Origin of the sequence: Okeania sp. SIO2B9, from assembly GCF_010672505.1 — a bacterium.
GTDB classification, from domain to species: domain Bacteria; phylum Cyanobacteriota; class Cyanobacteriia; order Cyanobacteriales; family Microcoleaceae; genus Okeania; species Okeania hirsuta.
Genome location: NZ_JAAHGK010000059.1, coordinates 1 through 12,005 on the forward strand (window position 1 = coordinate 1; position 12,005 = coordinate 12,005).

Annotated in this window: 9 protein-coding genes and 1 pseudogene; 4 read left to right on the plus strand and 6 right to left on the minus strand. The window is 38.0% G+C overall.

What is annotated here, in order from left to right; translation table 11 throughout:
* On the plus strand, window positions 1–5,046 hold a 5,046-nt coding region (locus tag F6K13_RS04040; protein ID WP_287286872.1), incomplete at its 5' end, for a tetratricopeptide repeat protein.
* A gap of 60 nt (window positions 5,047–5,106) precedes the next feature.
* On the opposite strand, the gene F6K13_RS04045 is transcribed toward F6K13_RS04040, so the two are convergent.
* From F6K13_RS04045 to F6K13_RS04060, 4 genes are all read right to left on the minus strand, one after another.
* Window positions 5,107–5,853: a sulfotransferase gene (locus F6K13_RS04045; protein WP_287286873.1), complete on the minus strand. Its 747-nt coding sequence runs from the start codon at window positions 5,851–5,853 to the stop codon at window positions 5,107–5,109.
* Window positions 5,854–5,928: 75 nt separating this feature from the next.
* Complete coding sequence (locus tag F6K13_RS04050; protein WP_287286874.1) at window positions 5,929–6,702, minus strand: class I SAM-dependent methyltransferase; 774 nt, start codon at window positions 6,700–6,702, stop codon at window positions 5,929–5,931.
* A 156-nt stretch (window positions 6,703–6,858) separates the two neighbouring features.
* A complete protein-coding gene (locus F6K13_RS04055; protein WP_287286875.1) occupies window positions 6,859–7,542 on the minus strand; it encodes an FkbM family methyltransferase in 684 nt (227 codons plus the stop codon).
* An 11-nt stretch (window positions 7,543–7,553) separates the two neighbouring features.
* Entirely contained in the window at window positions 7,554–8,396 is an 843-nt protein-coding gene (locus tag F6K13_RS04060) for an FkbM family methyltransferase (RefSeq protein ID WP_287286877.1), read from the minus strand.
* 473 nt (window positions 8,397–8,869) lie between these two features.
* Between F6K13_RS04060 and F6K13_RS04065 the strand changes: the two genes are divergently transcribed.
* Entirely contained in the window at window positions 8,870–10,282 is a 1,413-nt protein-coding gene (locus F6K13_RS04065; RefSeq protein WP_287286878.1) for a tetratricopeptide repeat protein, read from the plus strand.
* 17 nt (window positions 10,283–10,299) lie between these two features.
* On the opposite strand, the gene F6K13_RS04070 is transcribed toward F6K13_RS04065, so the two are convergent.
* Both F6K13_RS04070 and F6K13_RS04075 read right to left on the minus strand, forming a co-directional pair.
* A complete protein-coding gene (locus F6K13_RS04070; RefSeq protein ID WP_287286879.1) occupies window positions 10,300–10,461 on the minus strand; it encodes a hypothetical protein in 162 nt (53 codons plus the stop codon).
* A 36-nt stretch (window positions 10,462–10,497) separates the two neighbouring features.
* Window positions 10,498–10,629, minus strand: a complete 132-nt coding sequence (locus F6K13_RS04075; RefSeq protein WP_287286881.1) for a hypothetical protein — start codon at window positions 10,627–10,629, stop codon at window positions 10,498–10,500.
* A gap of 99 nt (window positions 10,630–10,728) precedes the next feature.
* Between F6K13_RS04075 and F6K13_RS04080 the strand changes: the two genes are divergently transcribed.
* Both F6K13_RS04080 and F6K13_RS04085 read left to right on the plus strand, forming a co-directional pair.
* Window positions 10,729–11,286, plus strand: a complete 558-nt coding sequence (locus F6K13_RS04080; RefSeq protein ID WP_287286883.1) for a Uma2 family endonuclease — start codon at window positions 10,729–10,731, stop codon at window positions 11,284–11,286.
* 235 nt (window positions 11,287–11,521) lie between these two features.
* Window positions 11,522–11,905 (plus strand): annotated as a pseudogene (locus F6K13_RS04085) (Rpn family recombination-promoting nuclease/putative transposase); the annotation flags it as partial.
* Window positions 11,906–12,005: the final 100 nt, after the last annotated feature.

Here is a 12,005-nt window from a genome sequence, read left to right on the forward strand (position 1 = left end):
TCTTACCGTGAGGCGATCGCTCTTAATCCTGATTTTTCCCATGCTCATCATAATTTGGGGGAGGCTTTGGTTAAGGTGGGGCAGATAGAAGAGGCGATCGCTGCTTTTGGTCAGGCTGTGGCGATAAATCCTCAAGCTTCTTGGTCTCTCTACAATTTGGGGGTTTTGTTACAAAGGCAAGGTCAATTTCAGGAGGCTGTGGGTTATTATCGTCGGGCGGTGGAGCAGAAGACTGATGTGCCAGAGTTTTATCTTGGTTTGGGAGCGGTGTTGGTGAAGTTGGGGCAATGGTCAGAAGCAGAGCAGTGTCTTGACAAAGTGGTAAATATGTTGTATGCAAATGTAGTCAGGCTTAATGGAACGTCCCTACAGACAGAGGCTTATTATTATTTGGGGGCGGCTAAGTCTGGACAGCAGCAATGGTCTGAGGCGGTGGAGTTTTATCGTCAGAGTTGGGAGATGAGTCCCGGTGGGGTTGAGCGTTGTTTGGGTTTGGCTGAAGCTTTAGGTAAGTTGGGGCAATGGTCGGAGGCCGTGGAATTTTATCGTCAGGCAGTGGTTTTGTCTGGGGAGTCTGGTGAGGTTTTGTTTGGTTTGGGTCAGGCCTTGGGGCAGTTGGGTAGATGGGAGGAGGCCATTGTTGAGTATGGGCGATCAATTAATTTGGGTTTTGCTGGGGCTGAGGTGAGGCATCATTTGGGGTATGCTTTGGGACAGTTAGGTAGATGGGAGGAGGCTGTTGTTGAGTATCGGTTGGTGGTTGAGGTGAATCCGAAGTCTGCTCAGGTGCGGCATCAGTTGGGGTATGGATTGATGCAGTTGGAGCGCTGGAGGGAGGCAGAGGTTGAGTTGCGGAGGGCGGTGGAATTGCATCCGCGATCAGCTGTGGTTTGGCAGCAGTTGGGAGATGTTTTAAGGGAGTTGGGGAAGAGGGATGAGGCAGAGTCAGCTTATCGACAAGCATTAGAGTTAAAGTCGGGAACGAGTGGCTATGCTTCAGATTTGAGTAGAAATTTGCCACAAATGAGAGGAGTTACTCCAACTTCTTTGACAAGGGAAAAAACAGGGAAGATAAATGATCGAGGTAAAAAAGACGGTATCTTAAAAAGTCAAAATAAAAGGTCAACTTACCTTAACGCTCTATTTGTGCTTTACGGAAATATCGACTCTAACGGTGGGTATCATGCTCAACTTCATGCTACTCGGTTGCTAGAACAAGGGGTTGATTGTCTATTTGCGGTTCCGGATAGTTCTGACAATGAGGATGTGCTGCGACGGTCTTTGCACAATTTATCAAATCCTGTCCGTATCTTAGCCTATTCGGACCTTTCCATTCCTGGTTTACGTTTGCCTTTTGCTAATGGTGGTGGTCCAGATGTGATTCACGCTTGGACTCCCCGTGAGGTTGTTCGGAAATGTGTGGAAAAACTGCTGAAACAATATTCTTGTCCTTTGGTTATTCATTTGGAGGATAATGAGGAATATTTGACTGCTGCTAAGGTGGGAAGACCTTTTGCTGAGTTGTCTAAGTTGCCGGAAGCAGAACTTAATCGGATTATTCCTGGCGATCGCTACCATCCGATTAAGGGTAAGGCTTTTCTGAACCGAGCGCAGGGGTTGACTATGATTATTGAGACTCTCAAGGGTTTCAATATTGGTAACGTGCCGGAGTTGGTGCTAGCTCCCCCAGTGGATGAAAGTTTGTTTTATCCTCGACCTATAAATCAGGAGTTGCGTCGTTCCTTGGGTATTCTAGAAGGTCATGTAGTTTTGGCTTATACAGGTAATGTACATAGTGGCAACCGAGATGAGGTAGGGGAGCTATATCAAGCTGTGGAAATTTTGAATCAACAGGGATGCCCTACGGTGTTGTTGCGTAGTGGTTTGAATGGTGAGGGAATGGAGGTTGAGAGTTGGGGAGGAAGTTATGAAAAATATCTGGGTTGGGTGGAACGAGAGCAAGTGCCGGAAATTTTGGCAGCAGCGGATGTTTTGGTGCAACCCGGTGTACCAGGGGAGTTTAACGATCGGCGTATTCCGTCGAAGTTGTTGGAATATTTTGCCATGGGGCGACCAGTGGTGCTGCCGAAGTCGAATTTGGGGTTGAGGGTGAGTCATGGTCGGGAAGGGTATGTGTTGGCAAGGTATGATGCTAAAGGTATTGCGGGGGCGGTGCAAGAGATTAAAACTGATAGAGAGTTGGCACGACGACTGAGTGATGGCGCGGTTGATTTTTATTTGAGTCAGCTTGAGCAAGGTTTGATGGGGACTAAGCTAAATGATTTCTATGGTAGGTTGACTGGGAATGTTTCGTCTCTGGGGGATGAGAAGAGACTGGGTACGACATTTTTTGTGGTGACGCCTTGTCTAAATGCTGCGACAACTATTGATGAGACTATTAAGAGTGTTATTAGTCAGTCTGGTGATTTCTGGATTCGGTATCATATACAAGATGGTGGTTCAACGGATGCGACTGTTGAGCGGTTACGATATTGGGAAGGTGTGTTATCGGAAGGGAGTTCTGATGTGCAATGTTGGGGTGTGGAGTTTTCTTGGGTTAGTGAAGCAGACCAGGGGATGTATGATGGGGTGATGAGGGGGTTTGATAGTTTTGATATTGCCCCTAGAGAGTTGATGACTTGGATTAATGCTGATGATGCTTTGATGCCGGGAGCGTTGTCTGCTATTTGTCGTATTGTTGCGGAGCATCCAGAGATTGAGTGGATAGGGGGACCTCAGTATGTGTTTGAAACGGATGTACAGCGGAAGGTTTTACAGCGGGGTACTCCTACTCCCACTGCGGTTATTCGGGAGGGTTTGTGTGATGGTAAGCATTGGGAAATGTTGCAGCAGGAGGGAACGTTTTTTAGTAAGGCGTTGTGGTTGAAGTCGAAGCATGGGTTGAAAGGGTTTGAGTTGGCGGGTGATTGGAATTTATGGCGGGAGATGGCGCATCATGGGGTGTATTATCAGTATGAGAGTCCTTTGGGTGCTTTTCGGAGGCGTGCTGGTCAGTTGTCTGTGGAGCGTATTGGAGATTATAGGAGTGAGATTGAGAGGGTTGTGCCTTTGGAGGTGAGAAAGGGTAGGTTTGAGGAGCTTTATCGGAAACAGGAGTGGGGTGCGAATTTGATTAAGTCTGATATGTCTGGGAGAATGGTGGTTGAGGTTGAGTTGGTTAGGGAAGTTTATGAGAAGGTGAGGGCTAGAAAAGAGAGTAATAAAGTTGAGAAAGCTGAAGTTGGAAGCAATCTCAATCTAGTTCAAGGGAACGATCGAGCCAAGTACCATCAAATTGTATTATTTACCCCTTACTTCAAAGCAAAACAGTCAGATAGACAAGATGAATTAATTTATTGCCTCAGAAAAAACATAGAATGCACCGAAATTGAAAAAATTGTTTTACTCATTGACGACGATCATCGACCAGAGTTAGCAAGCTCTAAGATTGAAATTGTTAACTTATCTTCGAGACCAACTTACCTAGACTGGATAGAGTTAACTGAGAAAAAGTGTGCCGATAAAATTTCAATCCTCGCTAATAGTGACATTTATTTTGATGAATCAATTTCACGGCTTAGAGAACTTTTTTATACTAATCCCAAGGCTTTTGTTACTATTAGTCGCTATGAGCAAAAAGGGTCTGAACAAATATTGCACCAAAATCCTCATTGGTCTCAAGATGTTTGGGCGATTTTTGGTAACTCTAAGTTGGAAGATACTCTCAAAGAGTCTTTAAAAATACGATTAGGAGTGCCTCGTTGTGACAACAAAGTTGCCTACTTATTTGCTATTCATGGAACTAAACTTTATAATCCTTGCTATGAGGTTAAAACTGTCCATGTTCAACAGACTGATTCAAGAACCTACGACAAAAAAAATGATAAATCTATTTTGGGTGGTGTAACTTATGTACATCCAAGTTCAGAGCTGCTCAAGCGTTCTAAATTAGATTTAGAATTGTGGGCTGTTGATTTTTCTCAAATCAAGGAAGTTAAATTTAACAAATCCCTGGAAACTTCGGCAAAAGAAAGCAGAAAAAGTATTGACAATAAAAACTCAGGTGTAATTGGATATGATGCTTCGTGGCAGTATCCGGCAATTACTGAACAATATGCCTATAAAATGGCTAAAAAATATCTCCAGGGTTATGATCAATCAATAGCCTACTTCGGTTTTCCGTGGGCTACTTTAATCGACTTATTACTTAACAAACCTGAAGATACCAAACAGCTTTTATCCGTTTTAGAAAAATATAAATCTTATTTGAGTAAATTTACGAAGGTTGTGACTGTTTGCCAACACATCAGAATGCTCAAATTTCAATATTTATTTAATGAGGTTGGTATTACCGATGTATTTTGGTCTCATGCTGTGAAAGGTCAGTCTACTTTTCCTGATTACTCTCATATTAAAATTTATCCATTTCCGTTGTTCCCAGTTCAAGCTTCAGAGGTTTTTCCACAGGAGTTAAGAGGTGTATTTAGGAAATTTTTATTTAGTTTTGTTGGTTCTAAGGCTCTAAGTTATTACTTGACAGATTCTAGGAATCAAATTATTAAATATTTGAGTGATGACAAAAGAGGATTTATTCGCTCTCGCGAATCTTGGCATTATCAAGATATTGTTTATGAAAACCAAATCAAAAAAGCGGTGACTGATGAGAAAAATTTAATTGATGAATCTCAAACACGTGAGTTCAAGGAAATTCTCAAGCAGTCCGTTTTTTCATTGTGTCCGTCTGGTTCTGGTCCTAACTCAATTCGGTTGTGGGAAAGCATTGCTTATGGTTCGATTCCAGTTGTTTTATCTGATACCTATCTTCCACCAGGGGATTTAGATTTGTGGGAATCTGCTGTAGTTGTATGTCCGGAGAGGGCTGATGAAATTCAAACTTTACCAGACTGTTTGGAAGTATTAAGTAAAGATAAAAAGCTTATGAAACACAAGAAAGAAGTTTTGCAAGTGCTTTGGAATAGGTACGGTGTTGAATGCTTTATTTACGATATAATTAATTTTTTTGATGAAAATAGCAGAGTTATTTAACTTAAAAATAACCTCTGCATTGTTGGTAGATGGTTAATAACTGAACTAATAAATCACTATTTATTCACCATTCCATTTTAGTTCATCTAACTGTGGCAACAATAAACTTTCTATTTTTTCTTCATTCTCATCCAGAGATAAAAGATTATTTTTCCTTGCAACTGAAACTTCTAAGCTTTTTTGAAATATTTTTTCTATACTTCTATCAGACTCACTTGATATTTCTGTCATTTTTAATTTTGACATTAACGAGTAAACTATGTCATAGAATTCTTCTCGTTTGTGGCAAAAAAATAAATCCTCATACTTAACAATAATGACACTTTCACCTAAGCTAGATTTACACTCAATAATCCCATTTGCTGCTTCTTGCCAGTAATCAAGAGCTCTTTCTGCTTGAACAGGCCAAGAATCATTTTCGTTTTTGTATCTATTATAAAAGCTTGATTTTACTTGGGAAAAACCTCTATAAATATAGATAAATATTACCCCTTTTATTTGAGTACTAATATTTTTCCAATAACGATAAATCATAGGATATTTGTCACCCAACCATTGAGCTTTCTCTATCTTCTGCAATTGCTTTTGAATATAGGCATCCTTGGCTTTTTGTTGGGTCAAACTAGCAAGGGCTTTTCCCCTGATTTTTTCTTTACTAAAAAAATCAGCAGAAAAGTTTTTATATTCATCCAATTTGTAAAGCTCTGTTCCGATATAAGTATAGCTATATGCATTGAGCAAATGAGTTAGAACTGTTGTTCCAGAACGTGGACATCCACCTATTACAATATTTTGTACTTGATTCATTAACCCTCAAAAATTAGTATTGCTAAAAATTGTTTAGTATAATTTTCTGCTGTTTACGCAAAAATGAGGTGCTATCTATTTGAGAAAATTTGCTGATCTTTTATAAAATCTATCTCCCCAGATGTTTAAGCCATAATAAACTTCTTCTTCTTTCTTTCTTTCTCTTATATGAAAGGCTCTAGAGTTCTCATTGATATCAGTACGGTAAAGCTTGCACAAAAAATCACCTTCAGCCATGTCATTCAGTAAATCGTCTAATACATATTGTTCCCAATAATCAAACAATTCCTCTCGAACTAAAATAGCCTTGTTGAAACCAACTAAAAGCAACTCGTATGGAAAATTGAGCTTATATCGTAAATAATAATAAGCTGCACGCACCTGAGAATAGACATCATTAAAATCATCTAATATCATAATACCATAGAGTTCCATATACTTTAATATGTTAGATAGCTCGGTATATACATTATTAAAATAATAACTGGCATCGTGATGTGTATAAATAATTTTCTGTTTTTCAGCTATTGGAGGTAGGGATTCAGTAACAAATATCTCTGAACGCTCCTTATGCCATGTAATTAACTGGCTAATTTTTAACAATTGATCGAATTCAAGATACTCTGCTTGCTCAACGGCGTGCAACCAGTTTCCATCATTGAGACTTTTGGCGATCAGTGCAGCAGTTCTACCCTTATACGTTCCAAATTCCAGACAAAGCCCAGTATTATGCAAGGTTTTGACTTTTTGTAAAAACACGTTCATTAAAGTTAGTCCTTGTGCTGAGGTCATACCCTCAAACTGCATAGACTCGGAAACACTTGTCAGCATTTTTTTTATTTTCCCCATTTTGATAATGTGAATAATAATGGATTCTTGTTTCTTAAATTATCCAATTTGATTTTGCTCTTGCTGTCTTAATTAGACATCTCCAAAAATTAATCTTAAGTTTTGTAATTCAAGTAGATCCAACTTAGTACCTAGAGATGTCTACTACACTCAGACTTAAAGCATAGTTTTTGGAAAAGAGCTATGTGACTTATTAATAAACACTGCATCAAACCAACGCAAAGTCATGTCAGAGTCACGACCATCATCCAGTGATAGAATTTCAAACAAAACATAATCAAGGGAATACAAATAAACAGCTAACTCATGGAATAAAGGGGTTTCTGGTCTGTAAACTCTACGCATCCATGTTTCACACAATAGGTATTTTGCATACTTGAGAGTTTCTTCTGCACCTTTCAATACCTTCATCTCTCCTGCTTGGGTGTCCAACTTAATAAAATCTGGTAAAGGTAAGTTGTGTTTGTTTAGAATATCATCCATTTTAAACGCATCAACATCAACAATTTTTATGTCTTTGCGATAATCTGAATCCACTATCAGTATTGAACTTCCTACCCCACGGTTTCCCAAAATTTTCATTTTAGATGTGCCTGAGCGATCGGAAAGAGCAACTGAATGAAGGGTATAGTTGTTGAGCTGAGAATATCTGGAAGAAGCATCTAGTTCAGGGTATTTTCCAGCTAATGGTTCAAAACACTGAAAATTCGCTTGTGGATAAACTTTCTGTGCTTCAACAGACCATAAACCAATATTAGAACCAACATCATAAAATGTGTTCAGTTCAGTTCCATTGTCTTTAAGTCTTGACAAAAATTTTGCGTGGTCAATCACTGACATAAATAAATACCTCAAGATATGTATAAAGGATTAGTATAGAAAAGGAAACCATCATAAAATGTTACTTTTCCAAATTCTGTCTCAACTTCACTTTTTCTGGGAAAAACCATAACAGGTTTCCAACCATGATCGAGAAACAGTTGATTAAGCTGGTTGTGTTTTTCTAATGAAGTATGTGTTCCCACCATCATTGCTTTCACTTTAGATTTCAATAACCTCATTGCTTCTGGTATCGCTTCATACTCAGCCCCCTGGATATCTGTATGAACAAAATCTAGAGGACCAGTAAAAAGCTCAAGTATATCTGTCAAGGGATAACCCTGTACCTCAACATATTTCCCACTTTTACTGACAGCATTGATTGATGCACCATAATCTTCATCTGGGTTATCCAGTTTAGGAAACTGTAAACGCATGGACTTAGGAGCAACTGCACCATGTAGTAAATGATATTTTTCTGGGTTAAGTTGGTTATCAAGAAAATGAGATTTCATCCAACTATAGTGAGTTGCATCAGCTTCTACTCCAACTAACTCGATCTGTTCAATAGCTGGAAGTTGTTTGGCCGCAAAGGCAGCACGAACTAGCCAAGGTGCCCAACCTGCACCAAGTTCAGCCATACGGAATGTACCAGATGCAGAACGTACACATTCTAATAATGCAATCCAGTCAAAATAATGTTCGTTAACTACAGGATAATTTGATGTGTACTCAGCTCCTTCTCTTAGTGCGTGTTTGCTCCAAGCCTTTTTATAACTGACATTTGTAGCCACACCAAGAAAATCAAACATATGTTTTCCTGTGCCTATTGATTTAACTTTTTGGAAGGTTTCAAAAACGGGATGATGTTTCATTCGATGTCGAACTCCTTGTAATATACAATCGTTTGCACATACTTTGTTTTTAATTTTTCCATATCTTGTATGCGGTATGCAACTTTTAGTGTGAAGAAAGCTTATAGTTTATATGATAGAATGAATTTGTGTATTTTTAAATACATTATCCGAACAGTAGAGACCAACCTCCTTGACACAAAAAATTCCCATCACTAAATTGAAAAAATATAAACCTTAAAAAATAGAGGTAAGACAAATGTTTTCTATAGAAGAGTATACCATTGTATAGACGATTTTTTCAAAAAGATTTAATGAAGAATATCCACCAAGGAAAGGAGAATTTGGACTTTCCTTAACTGATACCGAAGTAATAACTATGAAAATTGTCGGAGAACTTACAAAGTATAGATATAGACAACGACATTTGGGAATATTTTTAAAGACGCACGATTATTATAGCTTGGGACCTAAGCAAAGACAGGAGAAATAATATGCCTAAGAATCAATATTTAACCAATCAAAAGCTCTTAAAAGAAACAGATATTTTCCTAGCTTCTTACCCACGTTCTGGTAATACATGGATACGACTGTTGCTAAGTGATGTTCTTTTACAACTACAAGGCTTTCAGACAACCACAGGAGGCAATATAATCCCTGACGCTTATAAAATAAGCATAAATGAGTGGAATAACCAAATCAATACAAAGCTAAAATTCAGAATAATAAAAACTCATGAACCATTATTTTTTCAACAAACATTAGAGTTGGAAAACCGAGTTTTTTATTTGTTCAGAAAACCTGCTGACTGTTTATGTTCGTACTATTATTATTCACTAAGATATGAGAAGAATAAAGAACATGATAAAGGAATAGATAAATTTTGCTTGGATAATTTAGAAAGGTGGTCTTCTCATGTCACCACTTACATGAGTTGTAAGGAAAAAAGTCCTGAAAGGATCATGTTTGTATCTTACGAAAAACTCAGTTATAATCCCGTGAAAGTTATGAACTATATTGTAGAACTTTTGGGATGGGAAAACTGCCAATTAATTTGTCAAAAATCTGTTGAAAATCAGGAGTTTAACAAGCTAAAAAGTTTGTCAAAAGAAGAAAAAACTGAGAAAATGGGGTTCTGGGAAGATCATGGTTATCAAGATTTTTTTAGAAAAGGTAAAGTTAACAGTTCTCAGCAAGAATTATCTCCTGAAACGCTTCGGGTAATTGAGGAAAAAGCCATGCCGATATATAAAAAAGCCACTTCCTTTGAGCCTATTTTTCCTTTTGAGTTTTCTGGGGAAATTTTTGAAAAGCAATTACAAAAGCAGATTGAAAAAAGACGAGAGAATTTAGATAAATACCCAAAGCATTTCGTGGCAGCTAGAGACTATTATCGGTTAGGTAAACTAGAAAAGGCTATCACTAGCTACCGCCAAGCAATTAAACTAAATCCTAACTCAGCTTGGTCTTATCATAACTTGGGGAAAGCTTTAACTAAGCTACAAAAATGGGATGAGGCGATCCCTGCTTACCAAGAAGCCATCAAGCTAAATCCTAATTCTGGCTCTTTTTATTACAATTTAGCAGAGGCTTTTATGAAGCAAGGTAATTTGGATAAAGCGATCGCTAACTACTCTAAAGCGATTGAAATTAAACCAAGTTTTTCTATTGGCCACAATAGCTTAGGTGAAGCTTTGGCCAAACAAGGCAAGTTGGTCGAGGCCATTGGTTGTTTCCGCAAGGCAGTTGAATTAAACTCAAACTATTTTAGGGCTTACGGCAACTTGGCAGAACTTTTGGCAGAAAAAGGGAAGCTAGAAGAAGCAGTTAGCTTTTGGCAAGAGGCTATTAAAATAAATCCTAGTTATCAAATAACTAATCCAAAGTTACGAGAGGCTGTGAAATGAGTTCAGAGTAAACTAAATTATGTAGACAAAACAATTTGGCTAACAGTGACGAAAAGACTTTGTCTTGCGATCCTTCCTATTCCTATTAATGAAGCGATCGCCTCATCCAACTTCCCCGCTCTCTTCAACTGATTAGCCTGTTTTAGCAACTGACCAGCACTCATACCCTCATTACCCATAACAACCAAACCATAAATCTACTCAAAAGTATTATTCTACCCCAAAAATTCCTTTTTCATCTCAGCCAAAGAAACTATTATGTGCAAAAAGGTTAAAAATTCAACAACACGATCTAACTCTAGCCATAAAATTTCAGCTAAAATCAATAATAATAGAACTTTCATCATTAAACTTAACTCTCAGTCATTTAGTTGGTAGTAGGGGAGTAGGGGAGATTAAAGTCTTGAAGTAATTATAGAAATTATCAAAAACAGGAAATTCAACTAATGACAACAAGCAAAATTCATTTGTGGACAGTAGCAGAGTATCATCAAATGATAGATTGTGGTATTCTCACACCAGAATCCCGCGTCGAACTATTAGAAGGTCGTATCATCAAAATGAATCCCCAACGTGCTCCTCATGCTGCAACAACTCAACGGACATCAGATTATTTAAAGTCTCAATTAACTCAGGAAGCTCATATTAGGATGCAGTTACCAGTTACATTATCACATTCTGAACCAGAACCGGATATTGCAGTAGTTCATATCGATCCCAAAGTTTATGGCGATCGCCACCCTAGTGCAGAGGAAATATTGTTTTTAATCGAAATTTCTGACACTACCTTGAGAATAGATCGACAAGAAAAAGCACTTATCTATGCTGGGGCAAATATTCCCGAATATTGGGTTTTAGATGTAGTACAACGCCAAGCTTATATATATCGTCATCCTACACCAGGAGGTTATCAATCTGAAACTGTTTTCTCGGATAGTGAAGTAATTAATCCCTTGAATTTTCCATCAGTTTCCTTATCCTTTACAGAAATGTTTTTGCCTTGATATCCTACTATTAATTCTAGTCTTAAATACTATTTACAGCAGTTTTCTAGTTGATGAGGTACAAAGTTTTATTGCTCTAGGCAACAGGCAACAGGCAACAGGCAACAGGGAATATAGGAATAAATAGTCTTATAGCTGTACCTCACTATCCTCAAAAGTGCTGCAAATAGTTATAAAAGAGCTAAATTATACCATATATTGTACCATAAACAATACCAGTTCCTGAAATATAACCATGAAATTTATCAGCCCCAAAACCGACTTTGCCTTTAAAAAGATATTTGGTTCTATTCATAGTCAAAATATTCTCATTAGCTTTCTCAATGCCATAGTTTATAACAATCAAAATATCATTCAATCTCTGAAAATAATTAACCCCTATAACCCTGGAGTTACTAACACTATGAAAGAGATTTATTTTGATGTAAAAGCAGTTTTATACAATGGTTCTACCGTCATCATTGAAATGCAAATATTGAACGTAGAATATTTTGAAAAACGAGTAATTTATAACTTAGCTAAAGCGTATGGAAATCAATTAGATACAGGGCAAGGTTATATGATGTTGCAACCTTTTATAGCTTTAACGATCGCCGACTTTGTTTTATTTGAAAAGACAGTTGAAGAAGGAGACAGGAGACAGGAGACAGGAGACAGGAGGAAAATTACATGGGGATTCTAACCCCAAGTAATTTTGAACACCGTGTAGACGGTGGGGA